Source organism: Burkholderia mayonis (genome assembly GCF_001523745.2).
In the GTDB taxonomy this organism is placed as follows: Bacteria; Pseudomonadota; Gammaproteobacteria; order Burkholderiales; family Burkholderiaceae; genus Burkholderia; species Burkholderia mayonis.
Genome location: NZ_CP013386.1, coordinates 1,940,383 through 1,966,046, shown reverse-complemented (window position 1 = coordinate 1,966,046; position 25,664 = coordinate 1,940,383). Strand labels below are relative to the sequence as shown.

The window sequence follows — 25,664 nt, the reverse complement described above, 5'->3', positions numbered from 1 at the left end:
GGGGCGCGCGGGCTTCGTTCGCCGCTCACCGACCGCCGCGCGGACGTACGATCGGCGCGCGGATGCAAGACCGGTACACGGGTGAACGGCGCGCCGCGCGCGCAGGCGTCAGTCCGCCTCGCGGTACACCTGCGCGAAGCGCTTCGCCTGCACGACGCCGTAGTCGCCCGGCGCGTACTGCATCACCCAGTCGCCCGCGTCGCCGCGCAGCGTGTCGCCGCCCGCCGAACGCGCGATCGAGAACGGCGCGTCCATCCGCTTCGCGAGCACGACGGCCGGGCGGTTGCGGTAGCCGCCCGGCTCGCCGTGCACGAGTTCTTCGGCGGCGGGCACGTACTTCGCGTCGAAGCGCTCGCGCGACACCACCCAGCGGTCGCCCGTCGAACCGGTGACGAGCGCGTCTCCCGCCGCATAGCGGTTCGGGCCTTCGAGGCTCATCAATTCGCCCGGCTGCGCGGCGAATTCGACCTGGACCGTTTCGTCCTTGACGACGCGCAACGCGCCGGGATCATTGCGGAGGTCGACGTTTTTCAGTTCGATCATGTCGATTTTCGTCAATAAAAGCGCATCACTTTAGCGCGAATCCGGACGCGCGTGAACGCCAACCTTGCAGGTGGCGGGCGTTGGGACGAATATGAAGTGATCGCGTCTCGATTTACCGTCCGACTGTCTTGACCCGTCCGATCGACGCCGGCCGTCGCGGCCGTCGCTCGGCGCAGACCAAGGGGAAATCCATGCAGATGCGCTATGCCGCCGCGCGCGCGACGCTCGCCGCCGCGCTCACGATCATGCTCGCCGCCGTCGCGCCCGCGAGCGCGCAAGCTTCGCCGCCGCTGCCCATGCTGCGCGCGGACGCGAACCAGGTGTCGGTGTCCGGGCTGTCGTCTGGCGCGTACATGGCGATCCAATACCAGGTTGCTTATTCGGCATCGGTGATCGGCGCGGGCGCGATTGCGGGCGGTCCGTACTACTGCGCGGCGGGCAGCCTCGCGAACACGGGCGTGTGCATGGGCCTCGTGCCGAACATGGTGCCGGATTCGGGGTTGCTGCTGACCGCCGCGCAAGGCTTCGCGGCGAGCGGCCAGATCGATCCGCTCGCGAACCTGCAGCGCGCGAAGATCTATCTGTTCAGCGGTACGAAAGACACGATCGTTCACCAGTCCGCCGTCGATGCGACGTGGTCGTTCTTCTGGCTCGCCGGCGTGCCCGTGTCGAACATCATCTATGTCGCCGACATCCCGGCCGGGCATGCATTCATCACGCCGTCCGCGGGCAATGTGTGCGACGCGAATGCCTCACCGTACATCAGCCACTGCAAGGTCGGCCAGTCGGGCTACGACCAGGCGGGCGCGCTGCTCGAGACGATCTATGGCGCGCTCTCGCCGCCCGTTGCCCAGCCGACCGGACGGGCGATCGCGTTCGACCAGCGCGAGTTCGCGCCGGCGTCGAGCGGGCTCGCGGCGGACGGCTATGCATACGTCCCGCGCGCGTGCGACACGAATGCCGGCTGCAAGGTTCATGTCGTGTTTCATGGCTGCCTGCAGTCGGCGGCCGTCGTGCGCGACATGACGACGTACGACAACTGGGCCGATGCGAACGGGATCGTCGTGCTGTATCCGCAGGTCGCGAAGACGAGCATGCCGAGCAATCCTCAGGGGTGCTGGGACTGGTACGCGTATACCGGGCAGAACTATGCGCTTAAGTCGGGGGCGCAAATGCGCGCGGTGCGGGCGATGATCGAACGGGTCACGTCCGCGCGGTGACGGATGGGCGCGGTATGCTCGCCGACGCGGGAGCCGGGTAGGAAAGCCCGCCGGGGCCCGCGTGCGAGGGCGAGCAGATGAGCAGACGAGCGGCGCCGGCGATCGCGGGTCGATGATGCGAATGCGTGCTTGCAGGTAGCCGCTGGGCGGTTCGCCGTCCGTCCGGTCGCGACGCGGCCGCACAGTTGCGCGGCGCGTCGCGACCGGACGTGAGCGCGCCGCGCGCAGACTCGCGCGACACGCGTTACTGCGCGGCGCCAGAGCTCGCGGCGGCCTGGCCGTCCGCCTTGCCCGAATGCTTGCGTGCGCGGGCCTTGCCCGGCTCCGGGTGCAGCCACTTGCGGAACGTCGAGTCGGCGAGCGCCTTCTGCTCGGCGGGGAAGCTCGCGTACAGCGGCGCGAACGCGTCGGTGAGCTTCTTCGCGCCGTCGGCATTCGTCTGCGTCAGCTCGGCGTACTGCTTCATGTCGTCGAGCGCGGACGTGTTCTTGTTCTCGATCCGTTCGCGATAGAGACGCGCCATCGTCGCGCCGTTGTCGCGCATCGTATCGGCGAACGTCTTCCATTGCGATTCCTGCTCCGGCGTGATCTTCAACTGGTTGTGCAGGTACGTGATGCGCTTCTCGACGCGCGCTTCATGGCGCGCGGCCGGGGTGGGGGCGGAGGCGGCCGCTGCGGCCGGCATCGACGCGGGCGCCTGGGCATGCGCTAGCGCGGCCGTCAGCGCGAGCGCGGCAGCGAAAGTCAGCGTGATCTTTTTCATTGGAGCTCCTGTGTGGTCGTCGAACGGGATCCGGATGCGAGGCGCGGCGCCCGACAGCATGCGCAGCGCGCGTCCCGCGCTATTAATAGCACGGTATCGGGCCGTTGGGCGGCGATGCGACATCTGCTTACAACCGAAACGAATCGAAATCGTAAGGTCGTGGTTCGGTGCGACAGGGCCCGGCGCGGGCGGCCGGTTGCGGGCACGTCCGTGCGCCGGGCGCCGGGCGGCCGTCGTTCGACCGTGTGAACGCTGCGGCGCGCGTCGCTTGCCCGATCGACGCGCTTTTTCGTGGAGGCGTCACAGATGCACATGACGAAGACATCACTCGGTAAGACTGGGCTGCGCCGCAGTGCTGATTGCGCTCGCGCTCGCGGGCGGCGTCGCCGACGCACAGCTCGCCGCGGCGGCCGAGCCGGCCACGCCCGTGCCCGGCTCGGCCGCCGCGACGACTGGCAATGCGATCCTGCTCACGATCTTCCTGCGGCACGACGAGTCGCGGCCGCTTGCCGAACTAAACGCGCAGTTCGCGCGACAAGGCTTCTACAAGGCATTTCCGCCGCCGGGCGTCGGCGTCGTGAGCTGGACCGCACGCGGCCCGCCGTCCGACGCCGCGCGCCTGGCGCGCGCATGGTTGGGCGCGCGGCAGTTCGGCGCTATCATCGCGGCACCTTCATTCGTCGATCCGCCATGCGTCCACCTCGACTCGATCAACTCGACGAACTCGACCGCAACCTCGTCGCGCTGCTGCAGGCGAACGCCCGTGCGAGCGTCGCGGATCTCGCGCGGCAGCTCGGCGTCGCGCGCACGACCGTGCTTGCGCGGATCGCGCGGCTCGAGCGCACGCAGGTGATCGCGGGCTACAGCGTGCGGCTCGGGCAGGACGTGCTCGACGCGAGCATCTACGCATACGTCGGCGTCATCCTCGCGCCGAAGTACGGCAAGGACGTGCTGAAGCGCCTCGACCGCATGCCTGAGGTGCAGCTGCTGTGCGCGGTGAGCGGCGAGTACGACTACGTCGCGTGGTTGCGCGCCGATTCGCCCGAGCGCCTGAACGACCTGCTCGATCAGATCGGCGCACTCGAAGGCGTCGAGCGGACGACGACGTCGATCATCCTCGCGCGCAAGATCGACCGCGGGACGATCGGCTGACGCGCCGCGTCGCCCGACGTGCGAAGACGAACAAGACAACCTTGACGAGAGGCCGGGATCATGACGACGAGCCAAACCTATTCGCGCCCCGAGCGGCTGCTGCAGATCGCGTCGTGGGGCATCGCCGTGGCGTTCGCGCTGTTCCTCAACATGCTGGGCAGCCTCGTGATCCGCGATATGGCGTTCGCGCCGCGCGGCGGGCCGCCGACGCTCGCGCGCTACGCCGATACGCAGGCCGACGCGTCGCTGCGCGCGGCGCAGCGGGAACTGCAGCGCGAGCAGAGCGCGCTGACGGACAAGGCCGACGCGTTCACGACCGCCCGCAACCGCGCGCAGCAGGACTACGACCAGGCGAAGGAGAGCTTTCGCAACTGGATCGCGACGCGCAGCGCGACGGGTGACGCGAGCCGCAATCCGGACGTGCTCGCGCGCACGCGCCAGCTCGACGAATTGCAGGCGGCGGTGACCGGATGGCAGCGCCAGCAGGATCGGATCAACGACCAGCTCGACGCGCTGCGCAAGCGGCAGGACGACGTGAGCGCGCAGCTCGCGCAATCGCAGGCGCAGGCCGAGCGCAGCTTCGAGCAGGCGAGCCGCCGCTACGAGCTCGTCGTGTTCGCGTGGCGGCTCGCGTTCACGCTGCCGATTCTCGTGCTCGCCGTCTGGCTCTTCGTCCGTTACCGGAAGGTGCGCTACTGGCCGTTCGTCTATGGCTTCGGGATGTTCGCGCTGACGGCGTTCTTCGTCGAGCTCGTGCCGTATCTGCCGAGCTTCGGCGGCTACGTGCGCGTCATCGTCGGCATCGTGCTGACGGTGTTCGCGGGTGTCTACATGCTGCGTGCGTTTCAGCGCTACGTCGAACGCAAGCGCGAGGAGATGCGGCGCAGCCAGCACGAGCGCGCGCAGGCGATCGGCTACGAAAAGGCGATCGCCGCGTATCAGAAGAAGCTCTGCCCGTCGTGCGACAAGCCGTGGAACCTCGGCGGCGACAGTGCGACGTTCTGCATCCATTGCGGGCTCAAGCTGTTCGAGCAGTGCGGGTGCGGCACGCGCAACTTCGCGTTCTTTCCGTTCTGCAGCGGCTGCGGGACGTCGGTGAGCCGCGCAGAAGACGAGCGGCGGCGCCCAGGCGCCGCATGACGCGCGGCCGTTTGCGCGCGCCGTCGGGTCACTGCGATTCGATCACTTTGCAGGGCTTGCTGCAGTTTGTGTACTTCATGCACGTCTTGTTCGAGACGAGCGCTTCCAGATTCTCCCGCGCGAGCTTTTTGGCCGCCGTGCACGCGTCGTGGCTCTTGCCCGGAACGACGCCCGTGGCCGACCGCCCCCGGTCGGCCTTGCACGGATCGGCGGGTGCGTTTTCCTTGATCGAGCAGCGCCCCTCCTGACTGACTTTCGCCGCGTGCACGGCAGGCGCGGCGGCGAGCGACGCGAAGCCTGCGACGACGGCAAGACGGATCAGACGGCATGCGTTCCGGGTCACGATTGTCATTGTTCTTCTCCAGCGGATGGGACCGAGACCGGCCGGCCTCGGACGAGTCGGCCGCCCCGAAGGGGGCGCCGCGATGGGCCGGCGACGCGTTCGGCGGTTCGCCGGGACCGGGTGGGATCGGCGCGCCGGCCGAGCGAGGACGGCGTCGACGATACCTGCGATCGAGCGTAAGTAAGCCGAAAGCACGCCGTCAAGCTACGAAATCTGGTGGGCGGGCGACGCACGCCGGATAGCGGCCGAGGCCATGCGGCGCGGCGTTGCCGAGGCGCGGCATCGGCGGGCGGTCCGCGCGAATCGACGGTCTATTGATCGCTTTCGACGAATCGTCTAAAACAATCGACAATTCGTCGAAAATTGACGTCGTTCCGCATCAGTTTTCATCTATAAAGTGTTTTTGCACATCCCTACACTCTTCGACAGGGCAACACGCCGTTTACAACAATCACCTTGTCAGGAGAGAAGACATGAAAATCGCCATCGTCGGCGCAGGTCTCATCGGTCACACCATCGCTCATCTGCTGCGCGAAACCGGCGACTACGAAGTCGTCGCGTTCGATCGCGACCCGGACGCGCTCGCGAAGCTCGCAAAGGAAGGCATCGCGACCCAGCGCGTCGATTCCGCCGATGCGACCGCGATCCGCGAAGCGGTGAAGGGCTTCGACGCGCTCGTCAACGCGCTGCCGTACTACCTGGCCATCAACGTCGCGGCCGCCGCGAAGGCCGCGGGCGTCCATTATTTCGATCTGACCGAGGACGTGCGCGCGACGAGCGCGATCCGCGAGCTCGCCGAAGGCGCCGACCGCGCGTTCATGCCGCAATGCGGCCTCGCGCCGGGCTTCATCGGCATCGCCGCGCACGAGCTCGTCAACGGCTTTTCCGAAGTGCGCGACGTGAAGATGCGCGTCGGCGCGCTGCCCGAGTATCCGACCAACGCGCTCAAATACAACCTGACGTGGAGCGTCGACGGCCTCATCAACGAATACTGCCAGCCGTGCGAAGCGGTCCGCGACGGCCGCCGCCAGTGGGTGCAGCCGCTCGAAGGGCTCGAGCATTTCTCGCTCGACGGCATCGAATACGAGGCGTTCAACACGTCGGGCGGCCTCGGCACGCTGTGCGAGACGCTCGAAGGCAAGGTCGAGACGCTCGATTACAAGTCGGTCCGCTATCCGGGCCACCGCGAGCTGATCCAGTTCCTGCTCGAGGACCTGCGTCTGTCGACCGACCGCGATACGCTGAAGTCGATCATGCGCCGCGCAGTGCCGTCGACGAAGCAGGACGTCGTGCTCGTGTTCGTCACGGTGACGGGCGTGAAGCACGGCCAGCTCGTGCAGGACGTCTTCACGCGCAAGATCTTCGCGAAGGAGATCTGCGGGATGCCGATGAGCGCGATCCAGATCACGACGGCGGGCGCGATGTGCGCAGTGCTCGATCTGTTTCGCGAGAAGAAGCTGCCGCAAAGCGGTTTCGTGCGCCAGGAGCAGGTGCCGCTCCACGCGTTCCTCGCAAACCGCTTCGGCAAGCTGTACGAAGGCGGCACGCTCGAGCGGATGCACGCGCTCGCGTAACGCGTTCGGCGCGCGTGCGCGGTCGCGCACGCGCGCCATGCATCGCGGCCTGCCGGCGATGCGACGGCCGAACCGGGTCGCGATGCGCGAGCCGCGACCATGCGCCGGGCCGGCCTTCGGGCCGCCCGGCGCTTTTTCGTGCGTGTCGTGACGGGGGCAGGGCCTCGCGGCCGCGCCGCATCAGGCGGGCAGCGGCGGCACCGTCGACGTGCCGCGCGCGGGCGGCGGCGCGATGTGGTCGAGCAGCACGTCGACGGCCGTATCCGACGGCGCGGTGTTGTCGAACATCAGCAGACCGTCGCACTGCGCGCCCGACGGAATGAAGCGGCGCTGCCGGTATTCGTCCCAGTGCGCGAGCTTGTACGCATCGTTCGGATTGCCGCGCGCGACGATCCGCGCATGCGCGGTCTCCTCCGACGTGTGGACCCAGACGATGCGCAGCTCGACGTCGGGCCCGACGCCGAGCCACGCGCGGTCGAACAGCCGCCGGTCGCGCACTTCGCGCGACAGCGGCCCGACGACGATCACGCTGATCCCGAGCGCCAGGTTCTCTCGCGCGGTGTCGAGAAGCCCCTGGTATTCAGGGTCGCGCAGATGCTGAAGATAGAGCGGGCTGTCTCGGTCGTTCGGGTCGTGCGTCAGTGCGCCCATCGCGGCCGAGCTGTAGCGGCCGTACAGCGTGTCCTTGTCGAGCAGGCAGAACGCCTCGCCCGTCGTCTTCATCAGCGGCCGGATCAGCCGCTTCGCGAGCGTCGTCTTGCCGGTGCCCGCATGGCCGCAGAAAAACACCAGATACGTCACGAACGGCCGCCCTCCGAAACAGCAGGCCCGTCTGCCCGGTTCTTGTCGTCGGGGACGTCGGCCGGGAGGGTGCCGTTCGCCTCGAGCCACATCGCGTTGATGATGCCGAAGCCGAGCGCGACGCCGATGCCGAGAATCCATGAGAAATACCACATCGCAGCCTCCTTGATGGTCAGGTCGGCGGCGCGGGCCGCCGGACGATTCGAGGGAGCGCCGCCCGCACGAGCGGGCGGCGACGCGTGCACGATGCCGATCATGACCAATAACGGCGGCCCGCGCAAGCGACGCGCCGCCGCCACGGCGCGAGAGAGCGGCTAAACTGTGCGCCGGAATCGCTTCGAACCTAGCAAGAGCATGCTGATCAACTGCGCCGCATACCAGGATGGCCGCAAGCTGGCCGACATCGACATCGACGACATCGGCGACTATGTCGCGAAGCCGGAGTGCTTCGTCTGGGTCGCCCTGAAGGATCCCGAGCCCGACGAGATCGAGCGGATGGGCGAGGAGTTCGGCCTGCACGAGCTCGCGCTCGAGGACGCACGCAAGGGCCACCAGCGTCCGAAGATCGAGGAGTACGGCGATGCGCTGTTCGCGGTGCTGCACACGGTGGAGATCGACGAGCAAGGCGAGCTCCAGCTCGGCGAGCTGAACGTGTTCGTCGGCCCGAACTACGTGCTGTCGATCCGCAATCACGCCGAGCAGGATTTCCGCGCGGTGCGCGCCCGCTGCGAGCGCGAGCCGCATCTGTTGAAGGAAGGCTCGGCGTACGTGTTCTACGCGCTGATGGACCAGGTCGTCGACCGCTATTTCCCGACGCTCGAGGCGCTGAGCGCGGAGCTGGAGGCGCTCGAGGACCGGATCTTCGAGAAGACGGGCACGGCGGCCGCCCGCGCGCTGATCGAGGATCTCTACACGCTCAAGCGCCGGCTCGTGATGCTGCACCAGCACACGGCGCCGCTCGTCGAGCCGCTCGCGAAGCTCGTCGGCGGCCGCATTCCGCAGGTCTGCGCGGGGATGGACCATTATTTTCGCGATGTCTACGACCATCTGCTGCGGATCGTGCGGACGATCGAAGGGCGGCGCGAGATGCTCGTCACCGCGATCCAGGTGAACCTCGGCATGATCTCGCTCGCGGAAAACGAAGTGACGAAGCGACTCGGCTCGTTTGCCGCACTGTTCGCGATCCCGACGATGATCGCCGGAATCTACGGGATGAATTTCAACAACATACCGGAGCTGCACTGGCGCTTCGGCTTCTACGTGTGCCTGGGCGCGATGGCCGCCGCCGACCTGTTCCTGTGGCGGCGCTTCAGGAAAGCCGGCTGGCTGTGAGCCGGCGCGCGCGTCAGGCGGGCGTCGCGTGCTTGCCGATGACGACCGTCCACGGCCGCACCCGCCAGCGCTTGACGAGGCCGTTCGCGACGTACGGATCGGCTTGCGCGAACGCTTCGGCGACGGCGGACGAAGGCGCGTCGAACACGAGCACGGCCTGGTCGGCCGGATCGGCGAGCGCGCCTGCGAGCAGCAGCTCGCCGCGCGCGGTCGCCGCCTGTGCGAGCGTGAGGTGCTCGGCGCGGTACGCGCCGCGCCGTTCGAGATAGTCGTCGACGAGTTCGTAGGTCAGCAGGTAGTGCATGCGGGGCTCCGAGAGCGATGGCGCGCCGGTCCGTTCGCGCGGGCCGGCGGCCGGTTGTACAGGCAACGGCTAGTATAGGCCGGGCGTCGCGCGCGCCGCATCGTGTAACAATCGGTCGCGCCCGCTCGCCTTGCATCGTCGGGGCCGCCGCTTCTGCCGCGCGCTGCGGCGCGCCCGGCGGACTTCGGCGTCGAATCGCGTCGCCGACGCGGATTGGGCCGCATTTCGCGGCGAACACGCCGTTACAAAGGGGTCACCTTGATTTTGATGTCGTTTACCGGGGTAGACCGGCCTAGGCCCGACAAGGCCTATCCGTCTGCCCCTTAAATAATATCCCGTCAAATCAAGCACTTCCTGACTGGTCTTTTTGCCTAGCGTGAAGACCTCCTTGCCCGGGATTGCCGTGCGGACTGCGGCTCCCGATGGCCCCTCGGGAGCCGCTTTACCGCGATAATGTCAGTTATCGTGGATCATGAGTCTATGAACTGTACAAATACGGTTTTCTAACGTTAGACTCGTATGGGGAAGGTCTTCGCGCGACGCCAAAAGACCAGTCAGGAAGTGCTTGATTGGATGGAATATTATTTAAGGGGCAGACCGCTGACCGTTGTCGGAGCTAGGCCGGCCTAACCCGGTAAACGACATTGAAATCAAGGGGACCCCGGATTCCGACGCGCGGGCTGGCAAGGTCGAGATATTTGAGCAGCGCGCGCAGCAGCTGAGCGCAGGCGACGCGGCGCTCGATGCGCTCCTGGCGATCGCTGTTGTTCGCGGCGTTGAGCGTCGGCGGATACTAGGTGAGGTGAGCGATCTTATAAGGAATCCTTAATTTTACATAATAGTTATGATCAGCGGAACAGCTGTAATGGCTAAGTTGTAATGTCCGATTTGGGCTCGTTAGAAATGTCCGATTCCTGCCTTGGTTGAAGCGCACGCTTTCGTGAGGCATCGTATCGAAATTCTTCGAAAGGCGACGGCGTACTTCGCGAAGGGGTCGCGGTGAGGTACGCCTGGATTGACGCACATCGCGACCAGTACAGCGTTAAACGTTTCAATGAGCCGCCGTGCCAACGCCTGGGATAACGCCTCGATGGAGAGCTTCTTCAAGACGCTGAAGGTCGAAAGAATCTACCAGACTCACTACGCAACGCGTGCCCACGCCCGCCTGGATATCGTCGATTGGATCGAGGGCTATTACAATCGGCAACGCCTGCATACCTCGATCGACTTCCTTACCCCCGTCGACTACGAGGCCAGCTTGATTGCCGCATGAGTTGCTTGCTGTACGTGAAAACGAGGCAGGGTCAACCAGACGGAGGCGTTCGGCACGCGCAGCGCCGACGCGACGGAGGCGAACGCCGCGCAACTGTGGAGCACGACATATCTGACGATCCACGATCCGCAACTGCGCGCGGGCAAGTACTGGTGGGAAGCGCGCGCGGCTCGTCGGAGACGGCGGCGGGGAATGCCGTGAAAGGCGCGGCGTCGTGACCATCCTGGCGTTCGATCGTTCGATGAGGCGTCGACCGCCATCAACTGTATGACCTGCACGATCGCCGCGGCCTTCGCTTTCCGACTCAGAGCTTCGATCTCGGCCTGTATCTCAAGCAGCTTTTCAGTCAATTGCGGATCCATGTTCACAACTTGCCTCCCCCGATGTCGTTAGGCGCGGACAGCGCTTCAGTGCGTCGATCGCCAGTTCCACAACCGGCCGCCAGTCGCCTTGCGTCACCTGGCGCAATAATCTCATCGACCCATACCAGATACATCGATCCCCCTCATAAGAGACGGTTTCATAAAGACTGGTCGGCCCGCCGAAGGGTATTCCAGCAGATCAGGCAGCAACCGAGTTTGAGGAACGCGCCGTGAATGTCTGCACGGCGCTCGAAACGAATGCGGAGACGACGGAAGTGATGCAGCCAGGCATGCGTGCGTTCAACGACCCAGCGATATTTTCCAAGGCCGCTGCCATGTTCGGTGCGGCGCTTGGCGATAACCGGCTCGATACCGCGATCGCGCAACGCTCGTCGATGCCGCTCAGAGTCGTAACCGCGATCGGCGTAGACCACGCGCGGTCTCTGCAGTGGGTGGCCGCGCAATCCACGAATTGGCGGAATCGCATCGATCAGCGGCAGCAGCTGCGTGACATCGTGAACGTTCGCGCCGGTCAGGATCGCCGCCAGCGGCGTGCCATTGGCGTCGGTGACGATGTGGTGCTTGGAACCGGGTCGCGCGCGATCGGTGGGGTTTGGCCCAGTTTTTGGCCCGCCCCAACGGCGCGAATCGATGAGGAATCGACTGCGGCTCGCGAGAAATCGATTTGGTCTGCTGCTCGCAGCTTCGCGAGCAGCAATTCGTGCAGGCGATCCCATACGCCCGCAGCCTGCCAATCGCGTAGCCGTCGCCAGCAAGTCACGCCCGAGCCGCAGCCCATCTCGGCGGGCAGGTCGCGCCAGCGCAGTCCCGTCTTGAGAACGAACAGGATGCCGGTCAGCGCGGCGCGATTCGAAACAGGCAGGCGGCCTGGGTTCTTCTCGCGCCGCGGCTTGGGTGGCGGCAATAACGGCTCGATCAATATCCACAGTTCGTCGTCGATGATCGGCTTGGCCATCTCCTCGGTCTCGGTTGTTCCGATGCCTGAGGTTAACAGCTCGCCGCGAAAGTTAACAGCCCCACCGGGCCTTTTTGAAACCGTCTCTAACCGAACCGCCAGTCGCAATGACGCATCAGCAATACATAGGTGGGCTTCCCGAGGGCGGCGGAAAGGTGGGCGATCGACGTATCGACCGTCACGACAGCATCGAGGTTCGCGCAGAGCGCCGCGGTGTCGGAGAAATCCTTCAACGCGTGGCTGAAGTCGATCAGGTCGAGACGCGGCGCGGTCGCGCCCTGGTCACCCAGTTCGGCATTCTGCAGGCTCACGAACTGAATGTCTGGGCATTGCGCGAGGGGTTCGAGCAACGGCAACGGGATGCTCTTGCGCATTGCGCGGCGAGCAGCGGACGGCACCGATTTCGCCGGATTCGATCCCCATGTCACACCGACTTTCAACGCATGACGCGATCGCGGAGCGAGTGCGCGAAGTTGCCCGCCGAACCACGCAACCCTCTCTGAATTCACCCGCAGGTACGATTCGCCCGCTCCGAACGATGCAGCACTCGGACGCAACCAGCGAGCCAGGCTGCCAATCGGCGACTGATAGTCGATCGGCCCGAGGTCGTCGATCAGTGCGGGCGCTACCCCGACTCGATGCGCGCGCACGGTGACGGATGGAAACGCACCTTGGAACAATGTCACGAGAGACGATGAGCAGGCGAGCACGACGCGACGCGCCTGCCGAGCAAGTTCCGGGATCATCGAAGCAAACATGATCTCGTCACCGAGTCCTTGCTCGCCATGCACCAGAACGGTCTTGCCGACGAGCGATTCTCCACGCCAAAGCGGCATCGAAAAGGGATGACACGATACGTTGATCAGATGATCGATTTCGAAACGCACGCCGTAGTCCTGCCAACCTTGCGTGAAGTCCTTCGTTCCCAACAGGAAATGCGCACGCTCCCACTGCGTAAGCCGCGTATCGTCGCTCTCCTTCATTGCAAGATCGAAATGCCGCGCTGCATCGGCGGGCCGCCGCAAATGCGCGTAGACGACGGCCATCCGGTGATGCATCGACGGGTATTGATGCCCCGCCGTCTCGAGCGCTTCGAAACAGCACGCCGCCTCTTCGAAGTGATCGTTCAATCGCAGGTATTCGCCATGGTTCCACAAAGCGCCCGCATGATCGGGCTGCAAACGCAAGCAGTTCCGGTAACTCAGCGCAGCGCGCTCGTGTGATCCCGTTCGTTCGAGCGCGACCGCAAGGTTGTAATGCAGATTCGCGTCTTCCGGCATCCGCATGCGCGCACGTTCAAGATACAAAAGCCCCGCTGAATAATCGCCGCGCATGCATGCGGCGATGCCGAAGACCTTCGACGCTCGCGCGTCTTCTGGCGCAAGTGCGAGCGCCTCCGCGGCAAATAATCCGGCCTCGTCCGGACGGCCGGCATTGAGCAATTGTTCGGCGCGCAAGATCCAGCCGTCAGCGTCGAGCGCCTGTGCCATGTCACGCTCCGCCTGATCCGGTTACGGAAACTTCGACACGACGATTTGGCGCCAGACAGGCGATCAGTGCCTTGCGGTCGCCTTGCCGGCACTCCACGAGCGGATCGTTCGCTCCACGCCCTTCGGTATGGACATCGCTCGCAGGCAAGCCCGCAACAATCAGATAGTCACCGACCGTCTTCGCGCGCGCTTCGGACAATCGCTGGTTGTAGTCACTACCGCCGAGGCGGTCGGTATAACCGACGATCGTCACCGAACGCCCATGCTGCTCGTTCAAGCTCAGCGCGAGCTGCGACAGCTGTTGCCTGCCCTCCTCGGTCATCGACGCTTGGTCCGAGCGATCGAATGCGAACAATGTATCGGCACTGAGGCGGATCGGTGCAGACGACGTCGTGGCCGCAGCCGGCTGCTCGGGTTCGCCGCACTGGAATACCAGCGTCCGGACATCGTCGTCGTGGGCGAGCGGTCCGACGCCTTTCAGCACGTGCACCTTCTGATCGCCGCAGATTTCCTGTGCCTTGTCGCGGCACACGCCCGCGCCTTCGAAGAGGCCGTGGCATTCGACCTTGTAGGATTTCGCGCCGGCGCTGTCCGAGACAACATAAGCGTTGAATCGTGGTCCCGTTGCACTGGTGCAGGCGCCGAGCAGAAATGCTGCCGAGACGCCGAGAAAAATCGCTTTGTACATGACTTTTATCCCGTGTTTTTGTCGCGGTACGGCGCATCGATAACGATGCGCCCGCTGTCGATTGAACGTCGATTACCACTGCATCGAAGCACCGACGCCGGCCGTCGTGCCCGCGCCGCTCATGCCGACGCCGGCGCGGAACTTGATGTTCTCGGTAATGCGCGCCGTCGCACCGAGCGCGACCGCCTGATATCCACGATACGTGCCGCCGCCGACACCCACAGCGATCGTCTTGTCCTTGTCGACCTCGGGAATCATCGTCAGCGCGGTCGCCGCGGCGATGCCGCCGTACGCGGCACGCGCAACGTTGTTGACGTCCTGCCTGATTCCGCCGAGCTGCTGGTTGAAATTGTCGGTCGACTGATTGATCGCATCGTTCAACTGCGACACGTTGACACCATCGGTTCCGTTCACCCCCTTGGCGACGTTGACGATGCGGCGCTCGTTGCCTGTGGAACCGATCGACACCACGTTATCCTGGCCGCCGTCGGTCGATCCGTTGCCGAGTGCGACGCTGTTGCGACCGCTCGACCGGGCACCCGAACCGATCGCAGTCGAATCGACGCCGGTTGCAGACGGCGCGATATAGGTCGTCGGATTGCCGGTCACCCACTTGTCGCCGCCCCCTGTCGACGTCGGGGTCGACTGAATCTGCTGAACAGTCTGGTTCGTCTGGTTGAGCGTTTGATTCGTCTGGTTGAGTGTCTGGTTCGTCTGGTCCAGATTTTTCTGCACCTGGTCGATCGAGTTGGTCAAATCGTTTTTCAGCGTAAACAACTGACTACCGTTGACCGCGTCGAGGCTGTTCGGCCCGATAACGCCCGGCGCGAGATTGTGGATGCCGACCGGCAGCCCGGTCGGATTCAGCGTAACGCTGGTGTAATTGATCGAGCCATCCGGGTTGATGTCGTAATTGACGGCGTTGTCGTGCACCCACTTGAGCTGGCGGACGTTGACCGCGTCGGTGTCCTGCGTGCCACCCGCGACGTTCGTGATCTGGCGCTCTGCCCCAGGTGCGCCGACCGACACGGCACCGACGGTCGAACCCACCACCATGTTCGAGAACAGTTCCTTTGCTCCGTTCATGCCGGAGCGGTTGGCAACCGTGCTGCTACCGAGTGCGACGCCGCCGTTCGAAGATGCGCTCGCCGTATCGCCAAATGCGAGCGAGCCTGTGCCGGATGCAACCGACGTGTTGCCAATCGCGACCGAACCCTGGCCGGTCGCCGAGTTCTGATTGCCGAGGCCGACGGCGCCCTGGCCGTTGGCGGTGTTATTTGCGCCAAGGGCTACGGCACCGGTACCCGTTGCAACGTTCGGATCGCCGATCGCGACGGCGCCGTTTCCGCTTGCCGTGTTTGCGGCGCCGATCGACACGGCCTGGCCACCGGTTGCCGTGGCCAGATTGCCGATCGCGACAGCGCTGGCCGAATTGGCTATGGCGCTTGTGCCGACCGCAATCGCATCATTTGCGGTTGCCGCCGCCGCCATACCGATGCTGATCGTGTTGCCTGCGGTCACGTTGTTGCCAGCCAAAGTACCGAACGCAATGTTGTTGTCGCCCGACACCTTTTGTCCGGCCTGATGTCCCATGGCCTGGTTGTTGTTCCCTGTCACGTCGCTGCCGGTACCAACCGTCGTGGCGCCCGGATCCGTGCTTCCGAACGCGAGATTGTTCGCGCCGCTGACGTTTTGGCCAGCCTTGAAGCCGCTTGCCTGATTGCCGTCGCCCGATACGCTGTTGCCGGCCTGGAAGCCGCTCGACAGGTTGAAGCTGCCGGTCACGTTACTCCCTGCGCTCTCCCCCGCGGCCTGGTTGTCGACGCCGGAGACGCCATTGCCCGCCAGAAGGCCCTGCGAGAGATTGCGCTGGCCGACGACGTTGAAGCCTGCGTGATATCCGCTCGCCTGATTGTCCGAGCCGGTCACGTTGTAGCCGGCCATATTGCCGCTTGCCTGGTTTTCGTCGCCCGTCACGTTCGTTCCGGCAAAATCACCGAACGCGATATTGCGAGTACCTCTCACGGCGTTGCCGGTCATGTTACCGATCGCGAGATTGGCCAGGCCGCTGACATTCTGGCCAGCCTGCGCACCGATCGCGTTATTGCTCGTGCCGGTCACGTTGCTGCCCGTTTGGTAACCGAACGCCAGATTGTAGTGTCCGGTCACGTTGTTACCTGCGGACGTGCCAATTGCATAGTCGTCGCCGGGACCTTTGTTGTTCGCATCCGCTGGAGCGCTAACGTTCTGTCCTGCGCCATTGCCGATGGCAATGAACTCAGTCGTCGTATTGCCCGTCGGAATACCCGCTCCGACCTTTCCGCCATTCGTGTCCGGAATCCCGGAGAAGCCCGACGCCTGCCCGTATGCCGCGCCGCACGCTGCGACACCGAGCGCAAATGCAAGTGCATTCGCGCGCGTAATGACACGCGCTCTCCGTGCGGACTTCAGCGACCGCCCCTTCCCCGCTGCAGATGCAGTCTCCGGCGCCACAACCCACTCGCCCCGCGATTCGCTCCACCTCACCCGATATGTCTTGTTCATTCCATCCTCACCAAGTCGATTCAAAAACATCCGATTGCAGCGAGGAATTTATTTGCCTGAGACCATATCAAATATGAACTTTTCTATACAAATTCTTTAAATATTGAAAATTAAATTATTCAATCGGCTAATGCGGATCAAAAACGATGTGAAACGTTTGCGCGAATTTGTACGCTATATCGGCGCCTGTTATCGAGGACAAAATTCAGAATCCCCCTATCCAATCACCCAGGAAAAATCACGATCATGCTTTTTATTCCGCCGTGCAACCCACCTCATCCAGCCTGTATCCGTGCGTGTAGACCGAGCGGAGCAGCGCGCCATTGCGCCGCGACAGGTTGAGCTTCTGCCGAATTCGATAGATATGCGTGTCCAGCGTGCGGGAACTCTCGTCCCCGACCGCGCGCCCCCACACACGACCGATCATGGTTTCGCGCGATACGACTTGCCCTACGTTCCGCACAAGCAACTCAACAATCTCGTACTCCTTTGGAGATAGCGAAACCCTTCCGTTATCGAGATAAATCGCGCGCTCCATGGTCTCGATCCGGTATGCCCCAAACGTGATCGAGGTCAAGCTATCCCTGAATTCGATGGTTCTGCGGTGGAGCGCCTTGATCCGCGCCACGAGCTCTCGCTCGCGCGGCGGCTTGACGAGGAAGTCGTCTGCCCCCGCCTCCAGCGCTTCAACGAGATCCGACTCGAGCGTGGCGCTTGTGAGGACAAGCACAGGCAGTGCTGCGTAGTGCTCGCGTACCCATGCAATGATCTGAAATCCGTCGATATCCGGCAGTCGGAGATCGAGCACGATGACGTCCGGTGCAGTACGCTGAATCGCTCTCAACGCGCGCGTGCCATCCGGAAACACCTGCACGGCCCACATGGCCCGTTCCAGCATGGCTTGGAAATACCGCGCCTGATCCTCGTCGTCCTCAATCAAATAAATAATCACTGTCCGCCTCGACTACTACCGATATAGCTGTACGCGCGCGAACATCCACGCCGTACATGATCCGCACCCCGTCGAATACCAATTTTCCCAGAGGGCAATCCCATCATTTGGGACAGCTTGACGGGCGCCTCCTTGGGGTAATCGTGCCTTTCGTGCGAAAGATGGCGGTGGCCAAGCGCAGAACCGCTTCTGCCAAGGCTCTGCGGTTTGCGTGCCTGCTGCGATCGCGAAGGCCGCCAACGCATTGATTGATTACGATTTTCATAACCGAGCCGCCAGAAATTTCGCGAAAGGTACGATTACCCTAAGAAGTACAAGAAGTGCTGCGGCTCGTGACCTGGCGATAGGCGCTCCGTCAAATGTTCAGATGCGACATCGGTTTCCAAAAAAGGGTTTCATCTTTACGTCAATCGGTCGAAAACCATTGTCACATAAGGATTATTCCATCGGATTGCGTTGTCGAATCGAAAAATTCTCGACTTTAGTGGAAATTTGCACCAACTTTACTTCGTTTGACAGCTACAGATTAGGGCATGCCAGGAACTTCGTCCCTATCGTCCTGGCTAGGCAGCGGATCCGGAACGGTGTCGCAGTTCGACTCTGCCGTCGAAACCGTCGAATAATTTCCACTCACATAATCAGGAGCAAATGAATACTGGAATGTTCTAAGTGTGTCTTCGACGTACGCAAGACACGTCTGAGGTGGTTGATAGTGGCCGGATGCATTATTTAATCTCCAGAGTTGTCCAAATTTCACGGTCATTTCTCCGGCACACCACACAGGGCTCCACCCACCATTTAGCTGGCTATGGCGAACGTGCTTATATGAGCCATCGCTATTCAAATTCGGCTTAAATCTATATTTGCTATAAGCCAAACAAGACTGATTTTCGTCATTGTGGGCGCGATCATATTTTCTAAGAACAAGAGTATTATCGATCGTCCTGTACACAAAAATATACCTGCCATCTTCCGGGAATTGTCCGCCATCTCGAATGGTTGAAGTCCAATCGAGTTGAGTAGAATCCATAACGAGATTATCTCGAACCTGATCATCCCACTGCCAGCAATTTAGCTGGCCAACGTTGCCGCAATTTGTCTCGTGCCGTGACGCATCCAATTCCTTGCCGCTCCAAGCAGCCCTATCTATTTGGGAGTAGCCGTAGCGCGTTTGGAATGTTGTCGATCCGCTACCTTGCCCACCTCCAGACCAACTGCTTGCACGTAGCGAAATATTATATGACGTCCCAGGGGAGAGATTGTAAAATCTGAATTCGGCATTGTCTGTGTCACTAGAATTCGTATATGCCTGAACTTCAATGCTGCCGCATCTCAATTTCAACATGTCGCCATCTTGCAGACAAGTCGCTCCATTGATGGTCATATTTGGATACCAATCGGATCCCACAGAATTTAGTCCGCTCGCTACCAGCGACGCGGTAATATCAGTTGTAGCAGTTGTGCGAAAGTTGATGCTCGCGACTCCGACCCCCCGGGCCGTTCCTCCAATCAAAGTCATGCAACCCAGGAAAAATACTGCGCTAGTCTTACGCTTCATGTTAATCTCCATGTTGATGTAGAGGTTGCCGCGCTCGTTCGGATGGTCTTGTGAGATTTTGAGGTGAAACGGCCGAGGCAATCATGCCTCCAATTGATCGCCTGACCGCTCAACTTGACATCGCTTCAACTGCGAACCCCATTGTCAATGACGAACGTCCCGCGACGAGCGAATCCCTTGGTGAAGCCACGGCGAGCGAGCTCCTTGTATGCTGCATAAACCGTGTTCAAATGGAACCCTAAAAAATCCGCGATCGCTCGCTGAGTTGGAAGCTTTTCTCCGGGTTTGAACTGACCCGACAGAATAGCCTCCTCGATTTGGTCGGCGATATCGTTCGAAACATGTTCGCGGATGCGCGCGAAATCAGGGTGCCACTGGACCGACGGCGCGATAGTCGGCGATCGTCCATAACGAAATGGTGAGTCGACAAAATAAGCTCGCATAGGTGCTCAATATTCGCTCGTTCACGACGCTAGAGTTTCAGTGACAATTCACAGGTCGACAAAGCCAACACGCGACATTAGTCCTTCGCGCGTCGGCCTCATTTATCATTAGTTTATCGATCAACCCAGAGGGATTAAGGGGCAAGAGAAGCTGCTACGGACGTAACGTTCGCTCCCTGGCCTGTGTAGACCCAGACACCCTGCTTGTTACTATCCAAGCAGGAAGAAATATTAGTCGTCGGATCTGTCACCAGATTCCAAGTGGACGCACCTGTTGATCCGTTGGTATACGTAGTGGTCACGGTACAGTGAGTATTTGTGCCGGAGTTGTTAAATTTCGGCACCCAATGGAATCCTTGATTCCATGCCACGGTAGTAAGATCTGTAGCAAATCCAAGATCAGTCTCAATCGAACCGCCAGCATTAACTTTTTGAGTAACGTTAACGTTTATGGTGGCATTCTTCGCTTTGTTGTAAATCGGAATATTGCTCACCTTAACGTAATTCCCGGCTGCAAACGTAGACGGAAGACCGCTGAGCGTAGAAAGCACGCTGTTCGGTGCATCGTAGTCCAGCCCAAGAACCTTCGTAATTGTATCGGAGATCATTGCAAAAGAGACCTCCGGATACGCGCCGGTATTATTGTTAACTTGCCACTTTGCCAATCTCGTCAACCATTTCCATGCCTTATCGGGCATATTGGCATTATAGAAGGAACTTGGCATATAGGTATGATACTCGATACCAGGATACCCGAGGTTATAATTGCTGTTGGCATAATTTAACTCTTCCTTGGTGTCAATGTAATTTGCCTGGCTTTGAATTTTTGCGGGATCCGTAATGACGCCCTTGTACAGGGGAATTATGTTGGGTTCTCTGATATACAAATCAGCGTAAGTCAGGCTTGAATAGTTTGGGGTTGAATTGCTTGAGTAATATGTGCCAGAATCTCCGACGAGACCAACGTAAAAATGGTTCGCGCTTGACGAATACCAATTAGAGTTAAAATTTTTCAGCAGATTGCTATAGTTTCCCGGGGAGTATTGCGTTGCGAGGTCAGGATAATTTGAAATGGCTCGATAGTACGCAATCTGGCTCGCGGCCAAATCCCCCCCTAAAAGAAGTGTCTTATTTGCGTATAATTGGCCATTAGATGACCCGGTATTATCATATAATTTCTCGTTGTAGGATGCCGTCTCGCCATTCTGCGTTCGAGCCATCCGAAATCCATCCGGATTGAGAGACGTTCCACTCGTATTGCCCACAGTACTGGTTGCATTGACGTAACTTGTCATTTGTGAAATGTAGTTCTTAAAGTCCTGCCCAAGATATCGACTGTCGGCCGTAAGTCGATACATTTTTGCAATATTTTCACCGAGCTCAAACGGGGCTGGCAATTCGTCACCCTGCTCGTACGGAAGCCCCATAACGCTGATTGCCCAATAAGGCGCGTTGACGCCGCCATTTACGTGGTACGTCGTGGCGAACTTATCGGCCATTGTATAGTTCTGCTCGTAGTAGCCGAGATAATACGCGCCGGTAGCGTGATGGACATAATCCCTTGAGTAGTAAGCACATCGATCCCAGAGGCCTGCAAGATATCCGGGTGAGAGCGTAGGATTGGTGCTCGGATTCGGGCATGCGAACGTTGTGTTATCCGTCAATTTGTCGTTTTTCCAACTTTGTATGTTTGCGTTATACAGTGTCGAATAGTTCGTTGGAGTGAAGTCCAGCGTACGAGCCTCGGCGACTGCAGCATTAAAGCCGCTCGCCAAGGTTCCCTGATCGGATGCCGGTGTTGGTTCGCTGGAAGTTGCTGTCAATTCTGCGATCGCCTCACCCTGGAAGCCGAAAAGTAAACCACTGAGGAACATGGCCACGATCAATGTGTTTGGTTTAAATCGAGCCATGGATTTATTCCACGAATTAATCGTTTTTACTGTGCTTAAATTGCTCATGGAAGGCGTGAAGCGCTGGCCTATTTTGGAATTGGCATTCATGTTTCGACTCCTTGAAGTTAAGGGTGGAGCAGCCGTGCTCAGGTCAAGGTGATCATAAAAAGTAAATACGTCGTAGTGCTAAATTATTTTTATAATCATCAAAACGTGAGCAAGTGAAACTCAGTAAAATCCATATCCACGAGGTGCCGCACAATCAAAGGTGGAACGATCTTGTCCTTGATGCGTGAGTTGCGCATTCATGCAGCGTCACAATGTGTCCGCTTGCTACGCCTCCCCCCCTAGGCCGACGTTATAGAAATCACGACAGCGGATTCAGGCGGCATGGGTGGAAGTGGCATACCGAAGTCCAGCAGGCTTGCGCCCGAGATCACGACGCCTTCGTTCTGCATCGTCGTGAACATATCCGTCGGTTTCACGAAATGTGGCGCGACAGGGGCATAGAGCATCTGCATTCGATAGGCGATGTCGCGCCTCAATCCGTTGATCTTTAGCGGCGTGGCGTATCGCGCGTCGTCCTCGCATAGTCGATAGACCGCCAGAAGTGATGCATTTCCGTCTTCGGCGACGACCTGAGTCCAGGAGAGCGCCTCTCCGACATGCCCCTGATGGAGGGTTCCAGCATGTAAGACCGGCCGCCATTCCTTGTATATGGCGATCCAGCGCATGAGGGCTTTAATCTCGTCGGCAGGTGCTGCTCGTGGGTCGATCTCCACGCCAAGATGACCGAAGAGCGCGACTGCAGCCCTGAAGGCAAGAGTGTGCCGACGGCCGGTCGTGTGGGAGCAGTCGGCTCCGATATGCGCCCCCATGAGCTCGGGAGGGAAGAAACGCAGAAAGCCGCGTTGAATACCGATGCGCGTGAGTGCGTCATTGCAATCGCTCGCCCAGACGCGGTGCATGCGAGCCAGCACGCCGTAATCGGCACGTCCGCCGCCAGAGGCGCAACTCTCGATTTCCACGGAAGGGAACGCAGTGCGTAACCGGTCGAGCAACGCATAGAACGCATGGGTCTGACGCCTGTATGCGGGAATGCCGCGATGGCCTGCCGTGGCGAGATCGCGGTTCATGTCCCACTTGAGATAGGAGATCGAATGCTCGCGCAGCAAGGCGCTGATATGCTTGAAGATATATTCGGGCACATCCGGTTCCGTGAGGTCCAGTACGAGCTGATTACGTCCTGTCACGAGTGGTCGACCGTCGAGCTGGAGAATCCAGTCCGGTCGAGCGCGATACAATTCGCTATCCTGATTGACCATTTCAGGTTCGATCCATAGGCCGAACTCCATGCCCAGACCTCGAACGTGATGGATGAGTGGCGTGAGCCCTTGAGGATACTTGTTCGCATCGGGCCACCAATCGCCCAGTCCCGCGCGATCGCTGTCGCGTCGATGGAACCAGCCATCGTCGAGGACGAATCGCTCGATACCGATCTGTGCTCCCGCACTCGCCAGTTCCTTGAGCCCCTCGAGATCATGGTCGCAGTACGTGGCTTCCCACGTATTAAGGATGACAGGTCGAGGCTGCATGTGTTGCCGTGGCCAGCGCAGCACATTCGCCCGAACGAAACGGTGGAACTGCGCACTTAAGCCATTCAGGCCGTGCTCACTGTATGAAAGGAAGGCGCATGGGGTGCGATAGCGCTGGTCCGGGGCAAGCACGACTTCGCCCGGTGCCAGCCACTCTCCCAATTGCAGCTGCCGGCGACCGTCGGTCATCGGTTCGATAATGATGGTGTGGTTTCCGCTCCATCCGAGATGCGCGCCGTATACGGCGCCCGCATCGTCCGCCAGCGATGAGCCGACCATGACTCCCGGAAACGAGTCGTGAGAAGTGCGACCGCGCCGGTTGTCGCGTCTCCACGTTGCGGAACCCAGCATTTCGCGCTTTTCCAGGAATTCCAGTGTCCAGCGGCCAGAGAAACCCAGGACCCGATCCGCGTCTGGCGGCAGCGGCACCGCGGCGGCGGCTAGCCAATCGACACGGAATGGGGTTGCGCCGCGGTTCTCCAATTCGGCCCACATCGTCACGACGTCGGATGCGGGATCGATCGTGTAATTGAGGATTGCGCCCAGCTCGGCCTGCTCATCGCTCAGCTTCATCGTTATCGAGTGGTTGTCGACACTCAACTCGTCGAGGTGGAAGTTCTGAGCCCAGTCGATGTCGCCAACTTCGCCGGGCCGACTTCCGACGAGTGCCGGTTGATGGAACCAGCCGAATCCGTGCGTCGAAAACGCCGTGAATGGCGGGTCGCCGTCGAGTATCGTCGGCGGATGGGGGCGCGCGTCATCCGCACGCCAGGTGATGGCGTGCGGTTCCAGTTTCGTGCCGAAATGGCGCCATAGAGGCGGCGTATCGGCCGATTTCTCCAGCGCGATACACAGATTTGAGCCATTCAGTTGGATAAGTTTTGTGTTGAACATACGTCTAGCCCTTGGTGGCCCCCATCGTGAGACCTGCGATAAAGTGTCGTTGCCTGAGGAAGAAAATGAGCACGGGCGGGAGAGCCGCGACGAGCGAACCTGCCGCGACGAGATGCCATTGCGCGACCCAAATACCGCTCAGTGTTTTCAGTCCTGCCGTGACGGGCATGGCGTGATCGCCTTGCACGAGTACGGTGGCCCAGAAGTAGTCGTTCCACACGAAGGTAAAAACAAGGACGGAAATCGCAGCCATTGCCGGCCGCACAAGCGGCAATACGACCTTGTAGAAAACCTGGAATTCGCTGGCGCCATCCATACGCGCGGCCTCGATCAGCTCGCGTGGCAGTTCGAGGATGAAATTGCGCATGAAAAACGTACAGAAGCCCGTGTTGAACGCGATATGAAACAACACGAGGCCGGACACCGAGTTATAGAGTCCGAGCCGAAGACTCATGAGACGTACGGGAATCATCAGGATCTGAAACGGCACGAAGTTGCCCGCCAGGAAGAGGAAGAAGACCGGCAGGTTGAGCCTGAATCGGTATACGCCGAGCGCAAAGCCGGCCATGCAACTCAGTGCCACGGCGCCGATTACCGACGGGATGGTGATCAGGCAAGTGTTGACGAGATAATGCGCGAGAGGCGTGTCTGAAAAAATTTCGCGATAGTTCTCGACGATCTGCCATTGGGTCGGCCACCCCCAGTAATTTCCGGAAAAAATGTCGGCGGGGCCACGGATTGACGTCAACGCGATCCCCAGCAGCGGCAAGAGCCAGATGACGAGCGCAACCGTAACCGCTACCCGGTAGAGGCACTGAGTGGGGCGACTGGCCTGTGCAATCGGTGTGGGAAACATTCAGACGAACTCCCTTTCCTGCTTGTAGACGCGAGCGAGCACGAAGCCGATGTAGATCAGCATGATCAGAAACAAGATCGTCGCGATGGCTGAGCCGTATCCGACTCGGTAGCCGTAATCGCCAAGTGCTTGCTCGTACATGTAATAGGCAAGGACCCGCGACGATCCGTAAGGACCGCCCTGGGTCATGATCGACACCATATCGAAGCTGCGTAGCGCACCGACGACCGTAATGACTATCGCGACGAACGTCGCCGAGCGCAGTTGCGGCAGGATGACGGACCACAGCATTCGCCAGCCGTGCGCGCCTTCGAGACGGGCCGCTTCGATCAGATCGGCGCGGACGTTCGAGAGTCCGGTCAGGTAAAGAATCATGCAATACGAGATCTGCGGATAGAGCCCAGCGGCAACGATTCCGTAGGTAACGTATCGTTCATCGGAGAGCACGGCTACGGGCGTGACGCCGAACCAATGCAGCGCGTGAAACAGAAGGCCATTGGATGGCTCATAGAACCAGCCGAACACGAGTCCGACCACGGCCTGTGAAATGACGAAGGGGAAGAAAAAGAGCGATTTGATGGCCCGCATGCCGAAGACGTTTTGATTCAGGAAAAGTGCGAAGAAAAGGCCGGCCGGCACGGCAAGGAGAAAGCATGCCAGCCAGATAAAATTGTTCTTGACAGCGATCCAGAAGTTCGGATCACCGTAGAGCTCGAAATAGTTTTCGAGGCCGATGAAACGCGGCGCGCTCAAGCCATCCCACGAGTAAAAGCCGAACCCGATTGAACGAATGATGGGAGCCACGACGTACACGGAAAATAGCGCAAGCGCGGGTGCAAGAAAGAGCCATGGCGCGATCGTGCGCTGGTGACGTTCCCAGAATGTCATGGACGAGCGTTCGATAGACGTGGCAGTGAATCGCACGTGACCTCCAATGCCGGATGGGCGCAGTATCGCGCCCGCCCCGGG

At 60.9% G+C, this 25,664-nt stretch carries 20 protein-coding genes and 6 pseudogenes; 7 read left to right on the top strand and 19 right to left on the bottom strand.

All coding sequences use genetic code 11. From position 1 onward, the window contains the following. Positions 1 to 108: 108 nt before the first annotated feature. A complete protein-coding gene (locus tag WS70_RS09685) occupies positions 109 to 543 on the bottom strand; it encodes a PGDYG domain-containing protein (protein WP_059471668.1) in 435 nt (144 codons plus the stop codon). Positions 544 to 734: 191 nt separating this feature from the next. Here WS70_RS09685 and WS70_RS09680 point away from each other — a divergent pair, with 191 nt between their 5' ends. Further along, complete coding sequence (locus WS70_RS09680; protein ID WP_059471667.1) at positions 735 to 1,763, top strand: extracellular catalytic domain type 2 short-chain-length polyhydroxyalkanoate depolymerase; 1,029 nt, start codon at positions 735 to 737, stop codon at positions 1,761 to 1,763. 244 nt (positions 1,764 to 2,007) lie between these two features. Here the strand turns inward: WS70_RS09680 and WS70_RS09675 are convergent, their stop codons facing one another. After that, positions 2,008 to 2,526: a Spy/CpxP family protein refolding chaperone gene (locus tag WS70_RS09675; protein WP_059471616.1), complete on the bottom strand. Its 519-nt coding sequence runs from the start codon at positions 2,524 to 2,526 to the stop codon at positions 2,008 to 2,010. Positions 2,527 to 2,863: 337 nt separating this feature from the next. On the opposite strand from WS70_RS09675, the pseudogene WS70_RS32810 reads away from it, so the two are divergent. The 3 genes and pseudogenes from WS70_RS32810 to WS70_RS09660 all read left to right on the top strand — a co-directional run. After that, positions 2,864 to 3,115, top strand: a pseudogene (locus WS70_RS32810) (hypothetical protein); the annotation flags it as partial. 101 nt (positions 3,116 to 3,216) lie between these two features. Then, the gene (locus WS70_RS09665; RefSeq protein ID WP_059471615.1) at positions 3,217 to 3,678 is read left to right on the top strand and encodes an Lrp/AsnC family transcriptional regulator; all 462 of its coding nucleotides are present in this window, start codon (positions 3,217 to 3,219) and stop codon (positions 3,676 to 3,678) included. Between the two features lie 60 nt (positions 3,679 to 3,738). Beyond that, entirely contained in the window at positions 3,739 to 4,818 is a 1,080-nt protein-coding gene (locus tag WS70_RS09660) for a zinc ribbon domain-containing protein (protein ID WP_059471614.1), read from the top strand. 28 nt (positions 4,819 to 4,846) lie between these two features. Here the strand turns inward: WS70_RS09660 and WS70_RS09655 are convergent, their stop codons facing one another. Further along, complete coding sequence (locus WS70_RS09655; protein ID WP_059471613.1) at positions 4,847 to 5,170, bottom strand: hypothetical protein; 324 nt, start codon at positions 5,168 to 5,170, stop codon at positions 4,847 to 4,849. A 464-nt stretch (positions 5,171 to 5,634) separates the two neighbouring features. On the opposite strand from WS70_RS09655, the gene WS70_RS09650 reads away from it, so the two are divergent. Then, on the top strand, positions 5,635 to 6,735 hold the full coding sequence (locus WS70_RS09650) for a saccharopine dehydrogenase family protein (RefSeq protein ID WP_059471612.1): 1,101 nt from the start codon (positions 5,635 to 5,637) through the stop codon (positions 6,733 to 6,735). Positions 6,736 to 6,915: 180 nt separating this feature from the next. On the opposite strand, the gene WS70_RS09645 is transcribed toward WS70_RS09650, so the two are convergent. Next, positions 6,916 to 7,536 (bottom strand): P-loop nucleotide/nucleoside kinase family protein, encoded by a 621-nt coding sequence (locus WS70_RS09645; protein ID WP_059598498.1) that lies wholly within the window; start codon positions 7,534 to 7,536, stop codon positions 6,916 to 6,918. Beyond that, complete coding sequence (gene cydX / locus WS70_RS09640) at positions 7,533 to 7,691, bottom strand: cytochrome bd-I oxidase subunit CydX (RefSeq protein WP_059471666.1); 159 nt, start codon at positions 7,689 to 7,691, stop codon at positions 7,533 to 7,535. The genes WS70_RS09645 and cydX overlap by 4 nt, the downstream gene beginning before the upstream one ends. A 199-nt stretch (positions 7,692 to 7,890) precedes the next feature. On the opposite strand from cydX, the gene corA reads away from it, so the two are divergent. Continuing rightward, positions 7,891 to 8,868, top strand: a complete 978-nt coding sequence (gene corA / locus WS70_RS09635; RefSeq protein ID WP_059598497.1) for a magnesium/cobalt transporter CorA — start codon at positions 7,891 to 7,893, stop codon at positions 8,866 to 8,868. A gap of 13 nt (positions 8,869 to 8,881) precedes the next feature. Here the strand turns inward: corA and WS70_RS09630 are convergent, their stop codons facing one another. Continuing rightward, positions 8,882 to 9,172, bottom strand: coding sequence for a YciI-like protein (locus tag WS70_RS09630; RefSeq protein ID WP_059471609.1), 291 nt, complete (start codon positions 9,170 to 9,172; stop codon positions 8,882 to 8,884). Positions 9,173 to 10,214: 1,042 nt separating this feature from the next. Between WS70_RS09630 and WS70_RS09620 the strand changes: the two are divergent. Then, a pseudogene (locus WS70_RS09620) lies at positions 10,215 to 10,445 on the top strand (IS3 family transposase); the annotation flags it as partial. Between the two features lie 257 nt (positions 10,446 to 10,702). Here WS70_RS09620 and WS70_RS09615 read toward each other — a convergent pair. From WS70_RS09615 to WS70_RS09565, 13 genes and pseudogenes are all read right to left on the bottom strand, one after another. After that, a pseudogene (locus WS70_RS09615) lies at positions 10,703 to 10,807 on the bottom strand (H-NS histone family protein); the annotation flags it as partial. 158 nt (positions 10,808 to 10,965) lie between these two features. Continuing rightward, positions 10,966 to 11,783 (bottom strand): IS5-like element IS402 family transposase gene (locus WS70_RS09610; protein ID WP_108033922.1). Its coding sequence is split into 2 segments (ribosomal slippage): positions 10,966 to 11,435 and positions 11,435 to 11,783, totalling 819 coding nucleotides; the frame shifts between segments, so codons are not numbered across the junction. An 89-nt stretch (positions 11,784 to 11,872) separates the two neighbouring features. Further along, positions 11,873 to 13,273 (bottom strand): annotated as a pseudogene (locus tag WS70_RS09605) (glycosyltransferase family 9 protein); the annotation flags it as partial. Between the two features lies 1 nt (position 13,274). Next, positions 13,275 to 13,961, bottom strand: a complete 687-nt coding sequence (locus WS70_RS09600) for an OmpA family protein (protein ID WP_059597372.1) — start codon at positions 13,959 to 13,961, stop codon at positions 13,275 to 13,277. Positions 13,962 to 14,033: 72 nt separating this feature from the next. Then, positions 14,034 to 14,579, bottom strand: a pseudogene (locus WS70_RS33810) (YadA family autotransporter adhesin); the annotation flags it as partial. Positions 14,580 to 14,681: 102 nt separating this feature from the next. Further along, a pseudogene (locus WS70_RS09595) lies at positions 14,682 to 16,505 on the bottom strand (ESPR-type extended signal peptide-containing protein); the annotation flags it as partial. A 253-nt stretch (positions 16,506 to 16,758) separates the two neighbouring features. Continuing rightward, entirely contained in the window at positions 16,759 to 17,457 is a 699-nt protein-coding gene (locus WS70_RS09590) for a response regulator transcription factor (RefSeq protein WP_059597370.1), read from the bottom strand. 526 nt (positions 17,458 to 17,983) lie between these two features. After that, complete coding sequence (locus WS70_RS31450) at positions 17,984 to 19,015, bottom strand: hypothetical protein (protein WP_159082878.1); 1,032 nt, start codon at positions 19,013 to 19,015, stop codon at positions 17,984 to 17,986. Between the two features lie 125 nt (positions 19,016 to 19,140). Then, on the bottom strand, positions 19,141 to 19,458 hold the full coding sequence (locus tag WS70_RS09585) for a GntR family transcriptional regulator (protein WP_082722286.1): 318 nt from the start codon (positions 19,456 to 19,458) through the stop codon (positions 19,141 to 19,143). A 134-nt stretch (positions 19,459 to 19,592) separates the two neighbouring features. Continuing rightward, complete coding sequence (locus WS70_RS09580) at positions 19,593 to 21,458, bottom strand: hypothetical protein (RefSeq protein WP_082722285.1); 1,866 nt, start codon at positions 21,456 to 21,458, stop codon at positions 19,593 to 19,595. A gap of 239 nt (positions 21,459 to 21,697) precedes the next feature. Further along, positions 21,698 to 23,839 carry an alpha-galactosidase gene (locus WS70_RS09575; RefSeq protein ID WP_059597369.1) on the bottom strand — a complete coding sequence of 714 codons (2,142 nt, stop codon included), beginning with the start codon at positions 23,837 to 23,839 and terminating at the stop codon, positions 21,698 to 21,700. Positions 23,840 to 23,843: 4 nt separating this feature from the next. Beyond that, positions 23,844 to 24,695, bottom strand: a complete 852-nt coding sequence (locus WS70_RS09570; protein WP_059597368.1) for a carbohydrate ABC transporter permease — start codon at positions 24,693 to 24,695, stop codon at positions 23,844 to 23,846. After that, positions 24,696 to 25,619 (bottom strand): carbohydrate ABC transporter permease, encoded by a 924-nt coding sequence (locus tag WS70_RS09565; protein ID WP_162498961.1) that lies wholly within the window; start codon positions 25,617 to 25,619, stop codon positions 24,696 to 24,698. Between the last annotated feature and the right edge of the window lie 45 nt (positions 25,620 to 25,664).